Origin of the sequence: Prevotella communis (genome assembly GCF_022024115.1) — a bacterium.
Lineage (GTDB): Bacteria > Bacteroidota > Bacteroidia > Bacteroidales > Bacteroidaceae > Prevotella > Prevotella communis.
In genome coordinates this window covers 2,476,255-2,499,755 of sequence record NZ_CP091792.1, presented here as the reverse complement: position 1 = coordinate 2,499,755, position 23,501 = coordinate 2,476,255, and the positions used below count along the sequence as shown (strand labels likewise).

General features: G+C 47.0%; 20 protein-coding genes and 1 pseudogene. 13 read left to right on the top strand and 8 right to left on the bottom strand.

The genetic code is table 11. The features are described 5' to 3' along the window. The first annotated feature begins 2 nt into the window (after positions 1-2). From L6468_RS10475 to bcp, 11 genes and pseudogenes are all read left to right on the top strand, one after another. A complete protein-coding gene (locus L6468_RS10475; protein ID WP_237793191.1) occupies positions 3-2,138 on the top strand; it encodes a hypothetical protein in 2,136 nt (711 codons plus the stop codon). Further along, positions 2,128-2,991, top strand: coding sequence for a hypothetical protein (locus L6468_RS10470; RefSeq protein ID WP_237793190.1), 864 nt, complete (start codon positions 2,128-2,130; stop codon positions 2,989-2,991). The genes L6468_RS10475 and L6468_RS10470 overlap by 11 nt, the downstream gene beginning before the upstream one ends. Then, entirely contained in the window at positions 2,988-3,866 is an 879-nt protein-coding gene (locus tag L6468_RS10465) for a DUF6339 family protein (protein WP_237793189.1), read from the top strand. The genes L6468_RS10470 and L6468_RS10465 overlap by 4 nt, the downstream gene beginning before the upstream one ends. A 3-nt stretch (positions 3,867-3,869) precedes the next feature. After that, a complete protein-coding gene (locus L6468_RS10460) occupies positions 3,870-5,747 on the top strand; it encodes a DNA cytosine methyltransferase (RefSeq protein WP_237793188.1) in 1,878 nt (625 codons plus the stop codon). Between the two features lie 3 nt (positions 5,748-5,750). Further along, positions 5,751-6,233: pseudogene (locus tag L6468_RS14815) on the top strand (MrcB family domain-containing protein); the annotation flags it as partial. Positions 6,234-6,389: 156 nt separating this feature from the next. Beyond that, positions 6,390-7,487: an McrB family protein gene (locus L6468_RS10450; RefSeq protein WP_237796691.1), complete on the top strand. Its 1,098-nt coding sequence runs from the start codon at positions 6,390-6,392 to the stop codon at positions 7,485-7,487. 39 nt (positions 7,488-7,526) lie between these two features. After that, a complete protein-coding gene (locus tag L6468_RS10445; RefSeq protein ID WP_237793187.1) occupies positions 7,527-8,969 on the top strand; it encodes an ATP-binding protein in 1,443 nt (480 codons plus the stop codon). 90 nt (positions 8,970-9,059) lie between these two features. Beyond that, positions 9,060-11,381, top strand: a complete 2,322-nt coding sequence (locus tag L6468_RS10440; protein WP_237793186.1) for a DUF2357 domain-containing protein — start codon at positions 9,060-9,062, stop codon at positions 11,379-11,381. Between the two features lie 65 nt (positions 11,382-11,446). After that, complete coding sequence (locus L6468_RS10435; RefSeq protein WP_237793185.1) at positions 11,447-12,010, top strand: very short patch repair endonuclease; 564 nt, start codon at positions 11,447-11,449, stop codon at positions 12,008-12,010. Beyond that, positions 12,007-12,396: an 8-oxo-dGTP diphosphatase MutT gene (mutT, locus tag L6468_RS10430; RefSeq protein WP_237793184.1), complete on the top strand. Its 390-nt coding sequence runs from the start codon at positions 12,007-12,009 to the stop codon at positions 12,394-12,396. Before L6468_RS10435 ends, mutT begins: the two co-directional genes overlap by 4 nt. A gap of 23 nt (positions 12,397-12,419) precedes the next feature. After that, on the top strand, positions 12,420-12,887 hold the full coding sequence (gene bcp, locus L6468_RS10425; RefSeq protein ID WP_237796672.1) for a thioredoxin-dependent thiol peroxidase: 468 nt from the start codon (positions 12,420-12,422) through the stop codon (positions 12,885-12,887). Between the two features lie 13 nt (positions 12,888-12,900). Here bcp and L6468_RS10420 read toward each other — a convergent pair whose 3' ends face one another. From L6468_RS10420 to L6468_RS10405, 4 genes are all read right to left on the bottom strand, one after another. Next, a complete protein-coding gene (locus L6468_RS10420; protein WP_237793183.1) occupies positions 12,901-13,800 on the bottom strand; it encodes a leucine-rich repeat domain-containing protein in 900 nt (299 codons plus the stop codon). A gap of 77 nt (positions 13,801-13,877) precedes the next feature. After that, positions 13,878-14,777 (bottom strand): carbon-nitrogen hydrolase, encoded by a 900-nt coding sequence (locus L6468_RS10415; RefSeq protein WP_237793182.1) that lies wholly within the window; start codon positions 14,775-14,777, stop codon positions 13,878-13,880. Next, the gene (locus L6468_RS10410) at positions 14,774-15,139 is read right to left on the bottom strand and encodes an endonuclease domain-containing protein (protein WP_237793181.1); all 366 of its coding nucleotides are present in this window, start codon (positions 15,137-15,139) and stop codon (positions 14,774-14,776) included. The genes L6468_RS10415 and L6468_RS10410 overlap by 4 nt, the downstream gene beginning before the upstream one ends. 34 nt (positions 15,140-15,173) lie before the next feature. Then, entirely contained in the window at positions 15,174-16,259 is a 1,086-nt protein-coding gene (locus L6468_RS10405) for an agmatine deiminase family protein (protein WP_237793180.1), read from the bottom strand. 77 nt (positions 16,260-16,336) lie between these two features. Here L6468_RS10405 and L6468_RS10400 point away from each other — a divergent pair, with 77 nt between their 5' ends. Together L6468_RS10400 and L6468_RS10395 are read left to right on the top strand one after the other, a co-directional pair. Next, positions 16,337-16,897, top strand: a complete 561-nt coding sequence (locus L6468_RS10400) for an ATP-binding cassette domain-containing protein (RefSeq protein ID WP_237793179.1) — start codon at positions 16,337-16,339, stop codon at positions 16,895-16,897. A 16-nt stretch (positions 16,898-16,913) separates the two neighbouring features. Continuing rightward, positions 16,914-17,633, top strand: coding sequence for an ABC transporter permease (locus L6468_RS10395; RefSeq protein ID WP_091817934.1), 720 nt, complete (start codon positions 16,914-16,916; stop codon positions 17,631-17,633). Here L6468_RS10395 and thrC read toward each other — a convergent pair. The 4 genes from thrC to L6468_RS10375 form a co-directional block, all read right to left on the bottom strand. Beyond that, complete coding sequence (gene thrC, locus L6468_RS10390) at positions 17,615-19,045, bottom strand: threonine synthase (RefSeq protein ID WP_237793178.1); 1,431 nt, start codon at positions 19,043-19,045, stop codon at positions 17,615-17,617. The two genes, L6468_RS10395 and thrC, sit on opposite strands and share 19 nt — an antisense overlap. Positions 19,046-19,080: 35 nt before the next feature. Continuing rightward, a complete protein-coding gene (locus tag L6468_RS10385) occupies positions 19,081-20,373 on the bottom strand; it encodes a cofactor-independent phosphoglycerate mutase (protein ID WP_237793177.1) in 1,293 nt (430 codons plus the stop codon). Positions 20,374-20,414: 41 nt separating this feature from the next. After that, positions 20,415-22,892 (bottom strand): bifunctional aspartate kinase/homoserine dehydrogenase I, encoded by a 2,478-nt coding sequence (thrA, locus tag L6468_RS10380; protein WP_237793176.1) that lies wholly within the window; start codon positions 22,890-22,892, stop codon positions 20,415-20,417. A 127-nt stretch (positions 22,893-23,019) separates the two neighbouring features. After that, positions 23,020-23,394: a zinc ribbon domain-containing protein gene (locus tag L6468_RS10375; RefSeq protein WP_237793175.1), complete on the bottom strand. Its 375-nt coding sequence runs from the start codon at positions 23,392-23,394 to the stop codon at positions 23,020-23,022. Between the last annotated feature and the right edge of the window lie 107 nt (positions 23,395-23,501).

Genomic DNA, 23,501 nt, shown 5'->3' with positions numbered 1-23,501 from the left:
CTATGGAGACTTTGGATTTGTTTAGTCAGATTGAAAATGATCTGCCAGCAACAAAAGGAGATAAGGATCTTGGCTGTAAGTGGAACTTTGTGCAGAAGCCAAGAGGTACGATGAAGCGAGATCGTGAGGATTCTTCGTTTGACCCCTTTAAGGACAATGAGGTTCGCTGTCTTGTGCGCGAATACATTCAGAATTCCATAGACGCTGCGCAGAAAAAAGATGATAATAGAAGTAAGAAAGTACTTGTGACTTTCTCTTATGGTGAAATGGTTTGCGCTGACTATCCCAATTTGATACAGTCATTAATTGGACGACTTAAAGCTTGTAGTGAAAGAAGTCAACAATTGCCAGGCTCAAAAGATATCTATAAGAGCAAGTACGAGTTTTTAAACTCCCGCAAGAACAGCACCATCGGTTTTTTGAAAGTGTCTGACTATTACACGACGGGCATGAATTATGTTGATGACGACGATGTTCCGTCTGCTTTTGATTCATGCGTGCATTGTTCATCATCAAGTTACAAGCCTGATGGTGGTTATGCAGGCGGCAGTCATGGGCTTGGTAAAACTGTAGGATTTGTCAATTCTCCATTCAATGCAGTTTATTATTCGACAAAGGATGATGAAAGTGGGCAAACATTTGGAGAAGGAGTAGTACGATTGTGTACTCATAAATATAGGAATGAGAACGGAGAGAAGGTTCTTTTTGAAGCCGATGCATTCTACAACAAAGGTGGGGCACCTAATTCAGGAGATGATATTCCCGTTGTTTTCAGAAGAGAGAAATCTGGAACTGATGCATTTGTGCTGGGAATGGAAGAGAATGCAGAAGATGTCAAAACGATGAAGAAAGAACTTCTTCGTGGATTCTTCTATGCTATTTACATGGAGTTGCTTGATGTTGACATATGCGGTGAGTTATTCACCAAGGCAAATATTGGCGACAAGATGCTTGAATATTTCCCTGAGCCTGATTATACCAATATAGACATAGACAGGAGCAACCGTCCAGAACTGAACTTTAACCCCCGTCCCTATCTTTTTGAAATTGCTATGTGTAGTAGCGACGAGAATCATATGCGGTTCACGACAGATGATTTCCCAGGCCAATTCCCTACCTTGGGGCATGCTACCTTGCAAATATGGAAAAGCGAGGATATCACAGCAGCAAAGTCCTTGGATAAGATTATCTTCATGCGAAACAAACTAATGACGGTGGAAGTAAGGAAGTATAATTCTTCTAAGGGCTTCTACGGTATTATGGTTTGTGATGGAGAAGGTGCCAGATATTTACGAATGCTGGAAGATGTAAGGCATGACAAATGGGATGTAAAAGAGTTGAAGGATATGAGCGATGAAGACAAGAGAAATGCAAGAAAGGCACTTCGAGAACTCGATTCGTTCCAAAAAGAGTGTATAAAAGTTCTCTTTCCTGAAGAGCATGATAAGCAACTTGAAATAAAGTCGCTAAAGAAAAGAAGAATTGGAAAGTTTGGAAGTCGAAGTGAAGAAAACGAAGAAGATAATATCTGGCCGACTACAAATGTGATTGAAAAGGAGAAGAATCAGAGCTCAAAGTCTGGCTTATTTACTATCTTTGAAGAAACTAAGGGACGAAAGAAAAAGAAGAAAAAGGGAACCATAACTGACGTAGAACCTGAAACAGATCCAGTACCTCGTCAAGAGCCTCCAACGCCTCCAACTCCAACGCCTCCAACACCAACACCTCCGACACCAGAGCCGCCTAAAAAAGCCCCGACTTACGTAGAAGGTAACGAAGGTGAAGATGATGGTATTGGTGAGACAGAGAATCCCAACGTTGAACGTGAGAGAGAAATTAAGCTGGATGGACGAAACAAACGTCTTAAGCCACTTCATAATGAGGATTTTGCATGCAAACTCGAAATTAGAGTTCCAAAAGACTATTATGATTGCAGGCTTGTCCTTGATATTCAGGCAGACGAGGGATTGTTCCCGCTTGATTTGAAAAATGTATCTGCCGGTTACCAAATTAGGTCTGGTGTATCGAATGAGATTTACGGATTTGATTTGAAAGCCGATACTCCTAATGTTATTAAGTTTACTCCACAGGAGAACGTCACATTGTATAGTTTAAACATCAAGGTTTATGGACATTAAAACAACTGCAACATATCCGTACCCCATCTGGGGCTTACCCGATAATTACAAGGGAGATGATCCTGCTGGGCATAGAGTAGGCTTGAAAAAGGATTCCGATGAAGATGTTTTCATTTTGGAGTATGAGGTGACCACGCATAATGAAGGTGTAGATAGACTTATCGCAGAAAATCTTGCGTCTTATCTTTGCATCATACAATGTTCTTCAACCTACTATACCCAGATAGAAAAGAGGGAAGAATCTTATTTCACAATCAAAATACCCTGTTCGAAAGTGAACAAAAGATTCTCCGTTAAGATTGAAATAGTAGCAACAGAGAACATCAATAGTTGCAATTATCTTGATGTAGATGAATTCTATGAGGGTATTGTAGATTACCAGAAAGGTGCAATGATTGCATTGGTGGAAAAATTTAACGTATCATTAACACCTAGCGATGATATGGCTAATCTGAGTAAATTTGTTAAGTACGAATATGCAAATGTTCAGAAGGTCACGAATGTTATTGATGGCATTATCTTGATACAGCTGCCATACTCCTATGAGAATGCAGGAAAATTGGTTTTGAACCAGTGCCCCAATGTGTTCGAGGCAATTTTGGTAAGGAATGCACTTATAGAAGCGGTTTACAAGTTGCGTTTATGTTATGATGACGATAAAAAGGATTGGATTTTCTATCTAACGCAATTTATCAAACAAATGGTTTCAGAAGACGAATTGCCTGAACTAGAAGGATATGACTATTCAATTGGTGATGTTCTACAAATAGTAGACAAAATTTTGCCTGATGTCATGCTTAACGCATTAGAGGAAGTAAAAGAAAAAATCGAACCAAAAGATTCAGATTCATGAAGCAGACAATCTTTACCCCAGAATTTGCCGAGGTATTAAGAATTCACGTTCAAGATAATCTCCCCAATTATCTTAACCCCACATTTAATTGGCGAGAAGAAGCCGAAAAACATGATGGGTTGTATGAGACTGATTTAGAGAAACCTGATTTGTCTGGTATGCTTGCATACGCAGATTCCAAAACTTCAGGCGATGACTATGAAGCGGGAAAGATCCTCTTTGAGGCGTTCAAAGACCTTACTCCTATGCAAGCAGCTCAAAGTCATTTTTGGCAATATCTTTCTCACGTTGACTTGTATGATTACATGAGAAGACGTTGGAATAAAATTGACGAACAGGATTGTGACCCTAATTACATTGCTGAACACTGGTTCTACAAGCAAAACAGAAATTGGCTGGAGGGCCTATATTGGTCTTTCAAGAATACCGTTCAAACTAACGAAGACGGAGTACTTGACTACACTTATACCAAGTTCCTTTTCAGAGAGCAGAACCTGCGTAATAGAGGTATCATGCCTTCTGCTACTGTGTTTAGAAATCCAGAGGCTTTAAAGGGGGTACTTCGTTTCTGCATAGAAGAAATGGACAAGAAAGATCGTGGCGAAGATACTGTCTTTGATAAATATTTCGAATATCGTATTACAGCACCTAAGGGCGTAGTTCAGTTAGTAAACAAGCTGGCAGGTGTAATAGAGGTATCTGCATATACGAGCCAAGACTTCTATGATTTTCTGGTTGCAAGTAGAGACATCATTAAGAGTCAGGGCGACAGAAAGAAAGAGAAGAAGGAGCGTGACGAGGCAATGGCAGCAGCAGGTATCGCTCCTAAGAAAAAGAAGAAGCATAAAAAGAGCAAGAAGCATAAGAGAAGATAATATATGGCAGAAATAGAAGAGTTTAAACAAGGAAAGACTCCGATAAAATTCATTGACCTTTTCGCTGGTGCTGGTGGCATTAGCGAGGGTTTTTTGCAAGCATATACTGACGATAAATATTTCGAATTTGTTCTGGCAAGTGACATCAATAGTAACTGCGAACTGACCCATAAAGTGAGATATAATCGCCAATTGGGGTTAGATACTGCGTTCATAACAGAAGATATTATGTCAGATGATTTCTTGGCACGTCTTGAAAAGGAGATAGGTGACCAGAATATTGATGTTGTAACGGGTGGCCCAAGTTGTCAGTCGTTTAGCTTGTCTGGCAGAAGAAGGAAGTTTGACAAACGCGACAATCTCTTTATTCACTATCTGAAAGTTATCCGCAAACTCCGTCCCAAATATTTTGTGATGGAGAATGTGAAGGGTATTCTGACGAAAGACAAGGGTAAGTTCAAAACGGCAGTAATGAATGAAATCCGCTCTATTATCGACGAGAATCAGGTGGATAATATGCTCGCCTATTTCAACGGTGTTTTAAGCAGAATGGCCAATGATTCAGTTCGTCAATGCTTCATTAACAAGATAAGAATAGAGGCCGTTGAGGATGGAGAAGAAGACTTTTTCATAGACAAGTATTTCCAAATTGTGGAATCTGTTTATAAGCAACTGACAAAGCCTGTTACGCTTAAAGTTAGCAAAAGCAATAAGCATATCACAACGATACGCCATGCGCTGTCTTTACTTAAGCTTTCTTCGGAACGTCAGAAGCTGATGAATTCCATACAGCATCTGAAGGCAGAGGCTGATGTTGACAACGACCAATTAGTTGACAAATTCAATAAGTTCCTATACGCAATAAGCGATGATGATTTGGTAGAAACCATAAACAGACATCTTTATTGGGTTGAGGAATTTAAGGCTCAGCCAGAAATCGTGGAAAGGTTCAAACTGTTGGTAAATCTTTATACATTGAGCCTCGAAGAAGTCTTTGGCGAATTGCGGAAATATGCAGAGGACGACAATTCTCTTGATGAATACGAGCAGATAATGAATGAGATACACCTTTATCGGATCAAGAAGCCGCTAATACTGAATTCGTCGGATTATGGTGTACCTCAGAATAGAGAAAGGGTTATTTTCATTGGGTGCCGTAAAGATCAGCCAGTGATATCGGAAATACCTGCCACAACTGTGGATAACAAAGTAACTGTCTATGAGGCATTGCACGACTTGGATTTCTTGAATAATGGTGAATCTGCGAATGACTATTCAGAAGTACCTGACATTGACCAATTCGCAGCTTTGGATGTTACTAGAAATATTGACGGAAGACTAGATGAAAACGGTGAGACCTATTCTGAGTGGTCAAGACAAGGACGACTTGGACACCGTTTTACTGTCAAAGAGCCTTTCTATGTGAGGAGTCTTGATAATCTTGAAAACGAGATTATTGAACATGCTCACCTCTTCAATCATCAGACAAGCAAGCAGAGTGAAGAGGTGCTTAATCGCTTGTCTGTCATCGCTGAGGCTGGTGACTATACTGATGAAGTAAAAAAGCAGCTGTCGGATATGGGACTCAACTCCGACAAGCGTAACTATACAGTACTGAAGCCAGACGGTCAATCTCCAACAGTTGTTACCTTGCCAGACGATTTCATTCACTACCGCAGCCATCGTGCACCAACGGTAAGAGAGATGGCACGTCTGCAATCTTTTGACGATTCGTTTGTGTTTCAAGGAAAGAGAACAACGGGCGGCGACAAGCGAAAATCCGAAACTCCACAATACACAATGGTTGGTAATGCGGTACCACCACTTATGGCGAAGGCGATAGCAAATAAGATTTTGGAAGTGATAGAATTAAATGTGTAACATATGAGAGAAGGATTTATCAAGGAACTGAATGCGTTATTTGCAGACTTCCAAAAGGCTGGTGCTAATTATGAAAGCAATATAGGGAAAGGTGTGTCGCTAGAGTCTCAATGTGGTGAGATTCTAAGAGGTGCTATTCCAAATAAGCTTAAGGAGTTGTTCTCGACGAACAACTATCGAATCAAGGGCTCAATAGGAACTGGACGTGTTTCCAAATGTCCTTGGGTAGCCATCATGAATAAAAAAGAGACAGAGTCGACCCAAAGTGGAATCTATCTGGTATTTCTCTTTTCTAGAGGTTTGAAGAAGGTATATCTGTCATTGGCTCAGGGAGTAACCAATTTGAAACTGCCCGAAATAATAAAGAATCGCGATACTTTAAGAAGTGAGCTGCGTCTAAAGAATGATTTACTTCTCCACTTTAACGATCAAGAAATAGATAGTGAAGAGTATAAAGCATGTGCCATTTACTCAAATGAATGGAAATGTAATGACAATGCATATTGCGAAAGACTTTTAATCGCATTTATTCATGCGTATAATACGTATATGGAGCATAAAGAAGGAAAAGTCAACATTCTGCCACCAATAGAAGTGTCTAATCTGTCTGATAACATAGATTTAGGTTTTTCTATCAATAAAATGATTGGTCATATCAAAGAGACGGGATTACTTTATAGTGAAAACCTGATAAAGCGTTTTGCTTTCTCGTTGATGTCGAAACGATTCCTGATACTGAGCGGTCTGGCTGGTTCGGGTAAGACGCAGTTGGCGTTGGCATTTGCAAGTGCATTGGTGAAGAACAAGGATAAGCAGATGTGTGTGGTGAGTGTAGGTGCAGACTGGACGAACCGTGAACCACTGTTGGGATTCCCCAATGCGTTACAGCCAGAGAAGTACGTGAAGCCAGAGAGCGGCGTGCTGGACCTGCTGATAGAGGTAAATCGCAAGGAGAATGCGGACAAGCCGTTCTTCTTGGTACTTGATGAGATGAACATGAGCTATGTGGAGCGATACTTCGCAGACTTCCTGTCGGCAATGGAGAGCAGGGAGAAAATTAGTCTGTGGAATAGCAATACGGACTCCGATAAAGTGATTGACGGTGTGCCGCAGCGAATTGACCTGCCAAAGAATCTCTTTATTATTGGTACCATCAACGTGGACGAGACAACGTATATGTTCTCACCCAAGGTGCTGGACCGCGCTAATGTGATAGAGTTTAAGATTTCGTCGAAGGAGATGGGTGAGTTCCTGCAAGAAATGCGTGAGATAGACCGTGACAACATTATCGGCAAGGCAGCTGGAATGGGAGCAGACTTTGTGGCAAAGGCATGTAAAAAGGACTTGGCCCAGGACAGTGAAGCTGTTGAGATGCTGCAGAAGTTCTTTGACGAACTGAAGAACGTGAATGCTGAGTTCGGTTACCGTTCGGCAACAGAGATATTCCGCTTTATCTGTCAGGCTAAGGCTAACGATGATACTGACAAAAAGATGACCGACGAGGAGATCCTGGATGCTGCAATCGTACAGAAACTGCTGCCCAAACTGCATGGTTCGCGAAAGAAGCTAGAGCCTGTGCTCGCCCAACTTTGGAAGCTCTGCTTTACGGGTGCGGGCAAGGATTTGAATATAGCAAAGGAGAATGTGGAGAAGGCCCAATACAAAGAGAGTGCCGACAAGATCCGCCGTATGTACGAGTCGGCAACGGCTAACGGATTTACAAGCTTTGCGGAAGCGTAAATAATGAATATTTTTGTAGACGAATAAACAATATAATATATGAATTGGAAAGAAAAGGCATTAATCTTGCTTGACAAAAGTCTAAAGCCAGTGCCACAGGAGCTCAACGAAATTGATTGGAAAGGTGGTTTGTCAGATGACAAAGAAAGGTTGGCACAGCATATATGTGCATTTTCTAATCTTATAGGGGGAGGCGTTTTAGTATATGGCGTCAATAATGATGCATCATTTGGTGAATTGACACAAGAGCGCATTGAGCTTATAGTTAATAGACTTGATAATATTGCTCAAAACAGGATGTTCACGCCTATACAATTAGAGCATGCAGTCATGGATTATGACGGTCATGCATTACTGTTTGTATATATTCCCGAATTCCGAGAAAAGCCAATGTATCTACGTGGCTCAGATATATATAATAGCTACATTCGTTCTGCAGGACATACAGTAAGAGCATCACGTCAGCAAGTTAGGCAGATGATTGCTGATTCAGAAGGGGTAAGTTACGAAAATCGAATTGCAAAGTATGGACTTACTGGGGCAGAGGTTCTAAGATTGTTGAACTATAAAAAAATATTTGAACTGCTTGAACGACAGCTTCCATCTACAGAAGATGGTATTTTGGGATTCATGGAAGAACTCGACATTTGCCGAAGTAGCAGCGTGGGGTATAATATCACTAACCTCGGTGCCCTGTTGTTTGCAAACACACTTTCTACTTTTGAGACAATGACAGGTAAAGGTGTTATTGTTCGCAGATATACTGGAAACAATAACAGACAAATGCTTTTGGAACAGGAAGGTGCAATGGGATATGCCGTCGGGCTGGAAGGTCTAATTACTTTTGTGATGAAGAATACTGGAACAGAGCATATAGATGGGGCTAAAAGAGAACTAATTCCTACTTATCCTCGTGTGGCTATACGTGAATTTATTGCTAATGCTTTGGTACATCAAGACTTTGCGATAAAGGGGATGCCTATTACAATTGAAATATTTGCGAACAGGCTTGTCATTACCAATCCTGGGTATTCTCTTAATGATGTAAATCGACTGATTGACCTACCTCCACATTCGCGTAACGAAAAGATGGCGCAATTGATGCTGCAATTAGGACTGTGTGAAAGGCGCGGTAGCGGGGTTGACCGTGCGGTAGAAGCTTTGGAAAAGATGTTTTTACCAGCATACAAGGCTGAAAGTGGAGATGACTTTACAAGAATTACACTATATCCCCAAAAAGCAATATCTGCAATGACAAGAGAAGAAAGAATTGAGGCCTGTTACCAGCATTGTTGTCTTGCTTATGCAGACAATGAGAGTATGAACAATCAATCTGTCAGAGAGCGCTTCGGGTTAAACAAGAATCAGGGAACAATTGCTTCTCACATCATTTCTGATACAGTGTCAAAAGGATTGATAAAATCAGCTAACCCTGAATCAGACTCTCGGAAGTTTGTCTCTTATGTACCATTTTATGCATAGTTTTATCTTCGCAGAAAATTCAAATTTTAGATAAGTTGCTGATAATCAATTATTTCTTATCTTCGCAGAAAATCCAAGCATAAAAAGGATATGTCAGAATATCTTAACATATCGGTCAAGGGAAAACACAGCGGACTGAGGCTAATAGTGTATCCACAGTCCTCAAAGGCGATGGTCTTTGAGGAACGGGAGCCGCTACCTGGCGAATCAAGGTGGCAGCTGGTAGAAGGATGTACTTATGCATATGAGTTTGTGGATGAAAAGGCAAACTGCCGATACCAGTTTGAGAGGGAGAATGATATTGTACGGTTCCACCCTAACAAGACAAGTCATGCAAGTGAAGGAACTTTGACTACGGGTATCTATGTGGGGCATCTGGCATTGCAAGTGGTGGAAGTGGACACACAGAAACAAGTTGGGAGTGTGAGCTTGGAGATAAGGAGCACTAAGTCGGAATATAGGAGTGACTATCGCCTGATGTTGGACGAGATTGCGGAATACTACACAGACTTGGTTCTGCAGCAAGGCTCGCCTGTGACGCAAAAACTGGAGATAGATCAGTCGTGCTCGTCAAAGACGCTCTATCAGCGATTCTCATTTGTGCGCTCATTGATTGATAGCGATGCTTTTTCAGAGGCTATCCACAAAATCATCTCAAACCCTGTGAGGAAGTGGACGGATGCTAATATTGAGCGTAACATTGTAGGCGTAAAACGTCTTAGCCGCAAAAACATCCGTCAGATAGTAGCAAGCACGGATAGGATTCAACTACCGATGGGAATGCGAATGGGTATGCCGGAAGGTCTGACCAGTGTACCTCGGAGAATTGATGTGGAATATAAACGCGACACGACGGACTGCCAGGAAAACCAATTCGTAAAGTTTGTGCTGCGTACCTTTGTGAACTTCTGTTCGGACATCCAAATGCTTCCCAATGCTACAGAACGTTTGAAAGCAGAGGCAAAAGAGACGACAGAACGCTTATACGAGCATCTTGATAACCAGTTCTTCCGCCTAATATCTCAACCCTCGCACATGAATATGAACAGTCCCGTCTTGCAGCGCAAGGAAGGCTACAGAGAAGTATTACAGGCTTGGTTGTTATTCGACTTGGCTGCAAAGCTGAACTGGAGTGGCGGAGATGACGTCTATGATGCGGGCAAAAAGAATGTGGCGACGCTTTACGAATACTGGCTGTTCTTCAAATTACTGGAACTGGTGAGCGAATTCTTCAATATCGAGCCACAAGCCTTGAAAGACTTGGTTCAAACAGATAACGATGGCATCAATTTGAGTCTGAAACAGGGGCAGATGAAAATGGTGTATGGAAAACAAGAGACTTTCTCTCGCATATTGAATGTTGCTTTCTATTACAACAGGACGTTTAACAAAGTCTCTGAAAACAACGACCCAATCCACAAAGCTGGTAGTTGGACGATGACCATGCGTCCAGACTATACGCTGTCGTTATGGCCTGGCGAAATATCCGAACAGGAGGCTGAGCGTCAGGAGCTGATGATACACATCCACTTCGATGCAAAATATCGACTGAATAAGGTGTTGCTCGAGGATAAAGACATTGAAGAGAATATCGAGAAAGATCTGGCAGAAGAAAAGCGAGAGCAGGAACTTAAAATCTATAAGCGAGGTGACCTGCTGAAGATGCATGCCTATAAGGACGCCATCAGACGAACGAGTGGTGCTTATGTTCTATATCCTGGTGATGAGAACAGGGAGCTCCGAGGTTTCCACGAAATCATTCCTGGTTTAGGCGCTTTCAGTATCCGTCCCGGACATTGGCAACAGGACTCAGTATATCTGAAACAATTCTTAGCAGAGGTGAAAGCCCACTTGATGGACCGCACGTCAGACCGTGAAAAACTGTCGTACTATCAGTATGACGTACACTTGAAAGCAAACGAGTCAATGACGATGGAAAGTCTGCCAGAATCAGAGGGTGAAAACCGTGATTTCCTGCCGAACGAAACGTGGGTGGTGTTGGGATACGTGAAAGATGTTCAGCACTTGGAGTGGATTCGCAAGACTGGACTTTACAACTTCCGTACTGGAACACAGAATGGCTCTGTGCGTTTGAGTCGTAACCTTGTCTCAAGTCGATATATCCTTTTGCATGCCAAGGGCGAGAGCATCGAGTTCGTAAGACTGGCAGATGAAGGCCCCCGAGTGTTTAGGCGTTCTGACTTGCTCCGCATGGGTTATCCACCTGCTAAGGACGAAGAGAAGAAGAAGGACGACATATACATTGTCTATCGCTTGGAGCCTGAACGAACCGAACCGGAATGGGCTCAATATAAATGGAAAATAAGTAATATAACAAACAGAACAGGCAATAGAGTGGCTATACCTGAACCTGTGAAACTGAGTGAACTCATGAAGAAGATCACAAAATAGTTGCAAAAAAGTTCCATGTACGTTTTGTTCGTATTTATTCCCTCTATTTGAAGTATTATCTTAGCATGGATAAACTCTCACCACAACAACGACACACGAACATGGCGGCAATCCGATCGAAGGACACGAAGCCAGAGCTGATTGTGCGGCGTGGGTTGTGGAGTAGGGGATTCAGATACAGACTTAACCACAAGCGGTTGCCTGGGCATCCGGACTTAGTGCTGAGGAAATACAGAACGTGCATCTTTGTGAACGGCTGCTTCTGGCATGGACACAATGTGATGTCTGATGTAAGATGTAAGAAGGATGATGTCATTGAGAGTTCGGAGTGCTGTAAGATACCGAAGACGAACCGTGAGTTTTGGGTGGCGAAGATTCGCAGGAACAAAGAACGAGACAAGAAGGAACAGCAGAAGTTGGCAGAGATGGGATGGCACTGTATCACGGTGTGGGAGTGTGAGCTGAAGCCGTCGAAGCGTGAAGAAACGCTGGAGGCATTAGCGTTTACGCTGAACCACATATTTCTGCAAGACAGAAAATGTAAGATGGCTGATGTAGGAAGTAAGATGTATCCTCAGATGGAAGAGGAAAGCGAGAATTACCTGAAAGCTGCGGAGGAAGCAATATGAAACAGATAGAAGTTGTAGCAGCAATCATCCGCGATGAGGAAGGACGCGTATTCGGCACTCAGCGTGGATATGGCGAGTGGAAGGACTGGTGGGAATTTCCTGGCGGGAAAATTGAGGCTGGGGAGACTCCCGAGGAAGCACTGAAGCGTGAAATACAGGAAGAACTGGAAACGGAGATCTGTGTGGATGAATTTCTGTGTACTGTGAAGTATGATTATCCGAAATTTCACCTGACGATGCATTGCTATTGGTGTCATATTGAAAGTGGCAGCCTGACGCTGAACGAACACGAGGCGGCACGATGGCTCGCGAAGGACGAGCTGGGTAGCGTGAAGTGGCTGCCAGCAGATGTAGAAGTGGTGGAGAAAATGAAAAAGCAAATATAAGACGAAATCAGGAAGAAATGATTATGACTATTGGAGACAAAGCGCCCGAGATTCTGGGCAAGGACGAACAGGGACGGGACATCCGTCTGAGTGATTACAAGGGTAGGAAGCTGGTGCTATACTTCTACCCGAAGGACAATACGAGTGGATGTACCGCAGAGGCTTGCAGCTTGCGCGACCACTACAGCGAACTGCAGGGTAGGGACTATGAGGTGGTTGGTGTGAGCAAAGACTCGGCTGCTTCGCACGTGAAGTTTAAGGAGAAGTTCCAGTTGCCGTTCCCCTTGATTGCTGACATCAATCATGAATTGCTGGAGGCGATGGGTGCTTGGGGTGAGAAGAATATGTATGGCAAGAAGACGATGGGTACCATACGCACTACTTTTATCATCAACGAGGAAGGCATCATCGAGAAGATATTTGCAGGGAAGCAGGTGAAGACCAAGGAACACGCTGAGCAAATTTTGGATAATCACGAGACGGTTCTTTGACTACTCTCTGTCGCTACTTCACTTGTGCTCCGGCAGCGTCAAACTCCTTGCCGTTAGCCTCGATGACAATTTTTCCGTCCTTGAAGTATTTCTTCTTGTTAGCGGAAGTGTCGTTAGCAGCAGCCTTTACATTCTGCACGGCGGTAGGATCTGCATACACCTTCCAGTCGTTACCGTCGTAGGTGTATATCGTCCAGCCATTGGCATTAGCGGCCGTCACCTGCGTGGTGGTTATCTCGTTCTGATCCTGTTTGTTATAGATAGCATACAGTTTGCCTTTAGATACGGCAGGCAGGCTCGCTACCAATGCGTCCATTGTCTCGCCCTTTATCTGGTTCAGAGAAATGTTCAGCTCCTCAAGCGCCGCGTTCTGCGACAGGTCGAGAGCCGTCAGCAGATTGTTGGAGCAATTCACCCATGACAGCACCGTGTTCTTCGACAGGTCGAGCGTCCTCAGCTGGTTTTCGCTGCACGACAGGGTTTCCAGTTCCGTATTCTGCGACAGGTCGATCGATAGGATGTTGTTTTCGTAGCAGAAGAGTCTTGTCAGCGCCGTGTTCTTCGTCAGGTCGAGAGCCGTCAGCAGGTTGTTGTCGCAGAGGAGTTCTTCCAGCGCCGTGTTCTGCGTCAGGTCGAGCGTCTTCAGCAGGTTGAAGCTGCATTTCAGGCTTGTCAGCGCCGTGAAGTGCTCTATGCCCTTCAGGCTCTGGATTTCCATAAACTGCACTTTCATACTCGTCACACCGTCAATTTCCTCTGGCGTCAGTTTGCCGTCAGCGCCATACGTCTGGGCTAACAGGAATTTGCGGAACTTCCTGTCGGGAAAGTTAGTTTCGTTGATGTCAATATCGGCATGTGCACCCAGCGTTGTCATGAACATCAGGGCGAAAAGTGAGACTAACTTTTTCTTCATGATATATTATTGTCTTAAAAATGGAATTACTGTATCTGTTTAATTCCTTAGATAAAAAGGTTACCAAGATAATTTATTCAGTCGCAGAATCGCTTGGTGAGGTCGCCATAGGCCTCGATGCGACGGTCGCGGAGGAAGGGCCACCAGCGGCGTACCTGTTCGGATCGCTTCATGTCAATATCTACGATGATGCTTTCCTCGTCGGTGGTTGATGCCTCATAATAGAGTTCACCCTGAGGACCGCAGACGAAGCTGGTGCCCCAGAAGGGAACGCCGTCTTCATCGCCTACACGATTGACGGCAACGACCGGGAGTCCGTTGGCCACGGCATGGCCACGCATCACGGTCTGCCAGGCCATACGCTGGCGCTCCTGCTCGTCGGGGGTGTCGTTGGGGTCGAAGCCGATGGCGGTGGGGTAGATGAGGAGCTCGGCACCGGCAAGGGCCATGAGACGGGCTGCCTCGGGATACCACTGGTCCCAGCAGACGAGGACGCCAAGACGGCCTACAGAGGTCTGGATGGGCTCGAAGCCGAGGTCACCAGGGGTGAAATAGAACTTCTCATAATAGCCGGGGTCGTCGGGGATATGCATCTTGCGGTATTTGCCGGCAATGGTGCCGTCTTTCTCGAAGACAACGGCGGTGTTATGGTAGAGACCGGGGGCACGGCGCTCGAAAAGGGAGGTGACGAGCACGATGCCGCATTCCTTGGCTACGCGGCCATAGATGTCGGTGGAGGGACCTGGGATGGGTTCGGCCAGGTCGAAGAGGTTGACATCCTCTATCTGACAGAAATAGAGGGAGTTGTGGAGCTCCTGCAGAACAACGAGTTCTGCACCGCGCTTGGCGAGGTCACGGATGCCATCGCAGAGGCGCTCGATATTGTTGACAACATTGGATGTGTTGTGTTGCTGAAGAAATCCTATTTTAAGGCCCCCTAAGTTAGGGGGTTGGGGGTTTGAACATTTTTTATTCATGATAATCTCTCTTTAATTATTTCTTTTATTCTTTCAATAACATTATCAATGGTTGTTTCAATTTCTTCATTTGTGAATCGAATAACCACAATTCTGTTTTCATTTAAGAAAGCTGTTCTATCAGCATCTTTTATAGTGCACTCTTGTGTATCGTGTATACTTCCATCTACTTCAATACATAATCTGAGCTGGGGACAATAGAAGTCCATAATATATGGTCCAAAACCATGTTGCCTTCTGAACTTGTAACCATCAACTTGGCGGTTGCGTAGTCTTGTCCATAGTCGGTGCTCTGCGGGGGTAGGGTATTTTCTTTGCAGTTGACGAAATTCCTTTGTGACCGGATGGTTGGAATAATTCATAATACATTATTTGTTTGTTCAGACCCCCAACCCCCTAACTTAGGGGGCATGGATAGTACTGCATGGTGCAGCAATGGAGGGAGCCGTGCTGCTTGATGACGGCACGACAGTCGATGCCGATAATCTCGCGGTCGGGATAGGCCTCGCCAATGATACGGAGGGCCTCGGCGTCGAGGTCGGGCTGGGCATAGGTGGGCACCAGGACGGCACCATTGATGACCAGATAGTTGGCATAGGTGGCGGGGAGACGGTCACTGTCAGCGACGGAATCGCTGACCACACTACCTTCGGCCACGGGAGGATCATAGATAGGACGGGGGAGGGGGAGCTTCAGAAGGCGGTAAGGACGGCCCTCAAGGGTGCGAAGTGCACGCAACTCTTCTTCCATCAGTGCCAAATCAGGATGGTCGGCATCGCCACCGGTATAGACGATGGTGTCGTCTGGACAGATGCGTACCAGGGTATCGATATGGCCATCGGTATCATCGCCAATGAGGCTGCCGTGGTTGAGCCATACAACGCGCTCGGCACCGAGATATTCCTTGAGGCGGGCTTCAATCTGGGCCTGCGTGAGGGGCTGGTTGCGATGAGGCGCCATGAGGCAACAGGTCGTTGTGAAAATGGTGCCCTTGCCATCGCTCTCGATAGAGCCGCCCTCGAGGACGAAGTCGAGGTGGGACTCGTACTTGCCCTTAACGATGCCTTGGTCGTAGAGGTGCTTGTTGATCTGATTATCCAGATTGGCCTCGAACTTCTCACCCCAGCCGTTGAACTTGAAATCGAGAAGGACGATGTCAGAGGGCTGATGTCTGATGTCTGATGTCTGAGGGCTGAGGGCGGTGGTTTCCTCTACGGTAATGAAGCCGTGGTCGCGCGCCCAGGTGTCATTAGATGTTAGATGTAAGATGTTTGATGTAAGATGTTTGATGTCTGATGTGAGGCTCTCAGGGGCCACTATGAGCAGGGCCTCACGCTTACAGATTTCTCGCGCCATCTCCTCGTAGACAGCGGTAATCTCGGGCAGGATAGGGGCCCAGTCGGTGTCCTTGTGAGGCCAGGTGAGCTGTACCATGCTCTGGGGTTCCCACTCGGCCTGCATGCGTCTTTTTTTCGTATTCATGGTGCAAAGTTACGAAATAATTGATAATTCACAATTGATAATTGATAATTATTTAGTACTTTTGTGGCCATAAACTAATGAATGGTATGCTGGAACTGAATGATGTGGTGGTAGAAGGAGCCTCAAAGACGGTGTCGATGATGGCTAAGGAAGGCGAGGTGACATGCCTGACGGGAGACAGTCGGGAGGTGCGCTCGCATCTGCTCCTGGCCATGCTGGGACTGTCGCCCGTGAGAAGCGGCTTCATCAGTATTGACGGGGAACCGCTGAACAGGCAGACCGTGAAGACGCTGAGAAGGATGATGGCCTATGTGCCTGAGGAACTGGTGGCCGACGGTGAGGTGACGGTGTATGAACCACCTACGGTGCAGGAGGTGTTTGAATGGAAGGAGAACAGGGATGCGGCTATCTCCAACGGACTGCTGGAGGAGGAAATAAGACGCACGATGGCTCCAAGGAAGAAAGCGCAGCTACTGGCCGTGGCGGTGCTGAGAAAGCGACCCATCCTGCTGGTGGACCAGCCGCATGTGCTCTCGGCCGATTATCTGCGTCAGCAGGCGCGCGACGGACATATCGTCATTGTGAGCAGTGATGATGAGGATATACTGCGTGTGAGTGATAACGTGATAGAACTATAAAAAAGACAGAAAAGAAATGATGAGCTCAGATATATCGTTTTGGGGCGTGAGCCTGTTGGTGGTGTTGCTATTGGCATCAGTAGCCGTCTATTGGTTGATAGACCGTAAGGAGATGGCGCGCGTGCTGCGGGTGTTTGGCCTGATGGCAGGTCAGATGGCAGTGATAGGCATCATTGCCTGGACGGCCTGTAAAGCGAACGCCTGGTGGGCAGATATGCTGTGGTTGGTGGTTCTGATAGCCCTGGCCACAGGCTGGTGTCTGTACAAGATGCGGAAGACATGGAAGCAGATGCTGACGTCTGTGGTGGCTGCCTTGACGGCAGGCACGCTGATTGGTAGCGGCGTGATGATGCTCTGCATGCCAGGCCGGTTCTTTATCCCCATAACGGCAGTGATGGTGACTCATCTGGTGGTGGCTGTGAAGGAGACGCTGCAGACCTATCAGCGCAGTCTGACGCATACGGAAGCACACCGCCTGTATATGCAGGCCAACGGTGCCACGTTGCTGGAGTCGCTGATGCCCAGCGTGCGCAGAGCCCTGAGAGCCACCGTACAGCCCCAGCTACGAACAATGGCACAGCCCCTGTTGGTGACCATGCCATTGCTCTTTGTAGGTATGTTGCTGGGCGGCGTATCGCCTGCCACGGCAGTTGTCGTGATGATTTTACTGATGATGGCTGCCTTCGTGTCGACGGTGGTAGCAGCCATCGTAGCCCTTTACTGCTTTAAGAGATAAGCCTTAAAGTCGGCGAAAGCCTTTGTCATGGGGACGCTCTGCTTCTCGCCCTTCATAAAGGCGGCAAGGCGTTCGGGGATGGCTACGTCGATGCCCAGGATATCGTCCACCTTCTCCTTGAACTTCGCGGGATGGGCTGTCTCGCAGAAGACGCCAATCTCGCCGGGCTTGAGCTGTTCCTCGAGGGCGCGATAGCCGCATGCTCCGTGAGGATCGAGGATATAGCCCGTCTCCTTGTAGCACTGGCGCATGGTCTCGCGAATCTGTTCGTCGCTATAGGTGGCACCGCTGATGAGGCTGGTGATGCGCTTGTGGGTCTCCTCGGGCGACAGTTTGCCATTCTCAGAATAGAGGTTGATGATACGGGCAAAGTTTGAGGGATCGCCCACGTCCATAGCGTTAGCCAATGTCTGCTTAGAGGGCTTGGGATTGTACTGGCCCGTCTGCAGATAGTTGAAGAAGATATCGTTGGCATTGTTGGCAGCAATGAAGCGCTTCACGGGCATGCCCATCTGATGGCCAAACAGGGCGGCACAGATGTTGCCGAAGTTGCCTGATGGCACGCAGATAACGATGTCTTCGGGGTTGTGGCCAAGGGCCATGAGTTGTGCCACGGCATTGAAGTAATAGAATGCCTGGGGCAGGAAACGCGCCACGTTGATGGAGTTGGCCGAGGTGAGCATCATGTGCTCGTTGAGTTCCTTGTCCATGAAGGCGCTCTTGACCAGAGCCTGACAGTCGTCGAAGACACCATCGACCTCAATGGCAGTGATGTTCTTGCCCAACGTGGTGAACTGGCACTCTTGGATAGGTGATACCTTGCCCTTGGGATAGAGCACATAGACATGGATACCATCGACGCCCAGGAAACCATTGGCCACGGCAGAACCGGTGTCGCCAGAGGTGGCAACGAGGACGTTGACGGATTTGGATTTGGTGGCTGTACCACAGCCACATACGGAACCGTCGCCACATACGTAACCGTCGCCACATACGGAACCGTCGCCACATACGGAACCGTCGCCACATACGGAACCGCCACGACGCAGGAAATACTGCAGGAGGCGAGCCATGAAGCGGGCACCTACATCCTTGAAGGCCAGGGTGGGACCGTGGAAGAGTTCGAGGGAGTAGATGCTTTCCTTGACCTTGACCACGGGACAAGGGAACTGCAGGGTGTCGTATACCAGGTCCTGCAGACTGTCGAGGTCTACATCGTCGCCAAAAAAGGCACTGGCCACATTGAAAGCGATGCCCTGGAACTTCATCTTCGGCATGTCGGTGAAGAACTGCTGAGGCAGTTTGTTGATAACCTCAGGCATATAGAGTCCGCGGTCTTCTGCCAAGCCTTTTACCACGGCTTTGCGAAGATCTGCCACAGGGGCTTTTCCATTGGTGCTATAGTATTTCATATGAATTGATAATGGACAATGGATAATTGATAATTCTAATTGATTCTCATGAATTCTTGCATGAACTGCTGGAGGCGCAATAGTCCATAACTGCCAGTGACGCATGCCTCCTCATCATAGTGCTCCACAGCGTCGGGCTCTATACCTTTATAATATATAAGGAAAGGCACTGGCTCGTTGACATGGATGCGCTGCTCAACGGGTGTGGGGTGATCGGGCAGGATGGCGATGCATACAGGTTCGCTCATCTGTTCGGTGGCCTCGAAGATGGGCTTGATGAGGCGCTGGTCCAGGTAGTCGATAGCCTTGAGCTTCAGGTCGAGGTCGCCATCATGGCCAGCCTCGTCAGTAGCCTCTACATGCACAAATACGAAGTCATCAGTCTGCAGGGCGTCGATGGCAGCCTGCGCCTTGCCTTCGTAGTTAGTGTCGGCCAGTCCGGTGGCACCGGGCACCTTGATGATGCGCAGGCCGGCATATTTGCCAATACCCTGAATAAGATCGACAGCCGAGATGACAGCTCCCGTCTTTACCTGGGGGTACTGCTGCATGAGGGTCTGCATGGAAGGACGATAGCCGCCGCTCCAAGGCCAGATGCTGTTGGCCTGACGCTCACCACGGGCAGCACGCGCCTGGTTGAAAGGGTGCTGGGCGAGGAGCTCCTGCGAACGCAGGATGAGGTCGTTGATGAGAGAGGCGGTTTCTGTGGGGGAGAGATGAGAGGTGTCAGCGACCGAATCGCTGACCACGGTATCGCTGTCTGCTAAACCGGGCTCCGGGGTTACCAGGAGGGGATGCCAGGGCTCGTTGGGATGATCGTGGGGCGGAGCACAGACAATGTGCTTGTTGCCCCCCTTGATGATGAGCAGATGGCGATACTGAATGCCACAGATGAACTTGACGCGCTCGCAGCCCTCTTTCTCGTTGATGGGCTTGGCGAGAGTCTCGTTGAGATAATCGATGAGTATGCGGGCATCCTCCGTTTGGAGGTTACCACCATTGTGGGTGATAATCTTTCCATCCTCGAGTGTGATGATATTACAGCGGATGGCGAAATCATCGGCTTGCATCTCGTAACCAATAGAAGCTGCTTCCAGAGGACCGCGTCCTTCATAGACCTTGTTGAGGTCATAGCCCAGGATGGCGGTATTGGCTACTTCTGAACCTGGGGGGAAACCCTCGGGAACGGTAACCAAACGGCCTGTTCGGCCTGCCTTTGCCAGGCGGTTCATGTATTCAGGACGTGCATATTGCAGAAGGGTCTTCCCGCCAAGGCGGTCGACCTTATGGTCGGCCATGCCGTCGCCTAAAATAATGATATGCTTCATAAGGAAAAAGGCTGGACGGCAGAACCGTCCAGCACACTATTTTAGATGTTAGCGATAGACATGATATTGGCGAAGACACCGGCTGCGGTAACGGCTGCACCGGCACCATAGCCCTGGATGAGCATCGGATACTCCTTATAACGCTCAGTGGTGAGGAGCACGATATTGTTGGAACCCTCCAGACCATAGAAAGGATGTCCGTAAGGTACCTCCTTCAGGGCAACGCTGGTCTTGAAGTTAGAAGGATCTTTCTCGTCGGCTTCCATCGTAGCCACGAAGCGCCAGCGCTTGTTCTCGCTCTCCAGTACCTTGCGACGGGCTTCGAAGTCGGCATCGAGTTCAGGCAGCTTAGCCCAGAAATCATCGATAGAACCCTCGAAATAGCTGTCGGGCACGAAGAGATGCTTCTCTACATCATCCTGCTCTACCTTATAGCCAGCCTCACGCGTCAGGATAACCAGTTTGCGGATCACGTCCGTACCACTGAGGTCGATACGTGGGTCGGGCTCAGAGTAGCGCTGCTCCTTGGCGCGACGAACAGTCTCAGAGAAGGGCACATCGGCAGCAATCTCATTGAAGATGAAGTTCAGTGTACCAGAGAGGATGGCCTCGATCTTCAGAATCTTATCACCCGAGTTGCACAGGTCGTTGATGGTACCGATGATAGGCAGACCAGCACCTACGTTGGTCTCATAGCGGAACCATACACCGCGATCGCGGGCCGTCTGCTTCAGCTTCAGGTAGCTGTCGTAATCGCTTGATGCGGCAATCTTATTAGCAGCAACAACAGAGATATTATGCTCCAGGAAAGTCTGGTAGAGCGTGGCAATCTGCTTGCTGGCGGTACAGTCGACAAAGACAGAGTTGAAGATATTCATCTTGACAATCTCGTCGCGCATATGCTCCGTATTAGCGGGGAAGCCTGCACGCAGAATCTGCTCGTAGTTATCGAGGTCGATACCGTCACGGTCGAGAACGAAGTTGGCTACATCAGAAATACCAACCACATTCAGCTTCAGACGGCGTGACTGCATCAGGAACTGCTGTTGGGTGCGAATCTGCTCGAGCAACATGCCACCCACGGTACCGATACCGCAAATGAAGATGTTGAGCACCTTGTATTCAGACAGGAAGAACGAGTCGTGGAGCACGTTCAGTGACTTACGCAGGAACTTGCCATCGACCACGAATGAGATATTCGTCTCGGAAGCACCCTGGGCACAAGCAATCACAGAGATACCTGAGCGTCCGAGAGTGCCAAACAGTTTGCCGGCGATACCAGGTGTCTGCTTCATGTTCTCACCCACGATGGCGATAGTAGCGAGTCCGCTCTCTACCTGCATGGGGAACATGGCACCCGTCTCAATCTCCTTGGCAAACTCAGCATTCAGCACTTCTACTGCAGCCTCGGCATCCTCGTCGCGCACACCAATAGAGGTAGAGTTCTCAGAAGAAGCCTGTGATACCATGAAGACAGAGATGCCCTTGTTGGCCAGGGTGGTGAAGATACGGCGGTTGACACCGATGACACCCACCATTGACAGACCAGTGACGGTAATCAGGGAAGTACCCTTGATAGAAGAGATACCCTTGATAGGCTTCTGGTCGTTCTCAATGTTAGCCTTGATAAGCGTGCCCGGATGTTCAGGATTGAAGGTGTTCTTAACCTTGATGGGGATATTTTTTACGCAGACGGGATAGATGGTTGGCGGGTAGATAACCTTTGCACCGAAGTTGCACAGCTCCATCGCCTCTACGTAAGAAAGTTCGTTAATGGTATAAGCGCTCTTGATGACTTTGGGGTCGGCTGTCATGAAACCATCGACATCGGTCCAGATCTCCAGCACCTCAGCATTCAGTACGGCAGCAAGGATAGAAGCGGTATAGTCGGAACCGCCACGTCCCAGGTTGGTTGTCTCGTGAGTGTCACTGTCGCGGGCAATGAAGCCGGGAACGACGTAGATTTTATTTGTTGCGACAGAATCGCAACACACACTGCTGAAGGCCTCCTTGACGAGCTTGGTGGTCTCTTCGGTGTCGACAACATGCTTGCCCTGCTTCTTCTGTGTGCGGATGAAGTCGCGGCTGTTCATACGAACACCATTCTTCACCATCGCAGCAACGATATGGGAACTGAGGCGCTCTCCATAGGATACGATGGTGTCCTCGGTCTTCTTCGACAGATCGTGAATCAGGTAAACACCATAGTAGATACTCTTCAACTGATCGAAGAGCTGGTCTACATTATTAATTAAGTCTACGCGCTTGTTGATGTCCTGGATGATAGTGTCTATCATCGAGTGGTGGCGTCTGACCATCGCGTCGAATTCCTCGCGATAGCGCTCGTCTCCCTGTTTTGCCATCTGCGACATCGTAATCAATTTGTCGGTGATGCCGCTGAGTGCGCTTACTACTACTATGACAGGTTGCGTCCGAGCCTCTGCCTCCACAATTTCTTTTAAGCTCAAAATGCTTTTTACGGAACCTACGGACGTTCCGCCGAATTTCATTACTTTCATATTCCTATGCAATTTATCTTTCCGAATGGTACCCCTCAACAAGCGGGGACTAATCCATTGGCGCTGCAAAGGTAATGCAAAATTTTTATTCGACCACCTTTTTGGTCAATATTTTTTCGGTATTGTCTTAAAATCCTGTGTTATATGTCTCTATAATTGCATAAATATTCCTTGATATGTTGATGATGGCTGCTATGGCAATCAGGATGAATGATACGATCTTCATCCAAGTGTTGCGGATGCCGAAAGGCAGGACGAATGTGAGTAGGGCAGCGACGATGTTCAGGAATAGATAGACAAAATGCTTGGTCTGCCACGTGCATCCTATCCAGTCAAAAAGATAGCCAATACTGGCGTTAGTGATAGACATGAAGATGATGGAAAAGCAGTAGGCCATGATCAGGATACTGTTCCAGTCTTGTTTTTTGTCAAACTTGATACCGCATTTATTGCAGTACAGTGCATTCTCGTCGTTCTCGTGTGAGCATTTAGGACATTTCATATTTTTATAGGTTTTATGATACGGGGTGCAAAGGTAATCATTTTGAAGTGAAAAGTGAAGAGTGTCAAGTGAAAAAATTGCTGGAGCATGTTGTTTTTCCATATTTT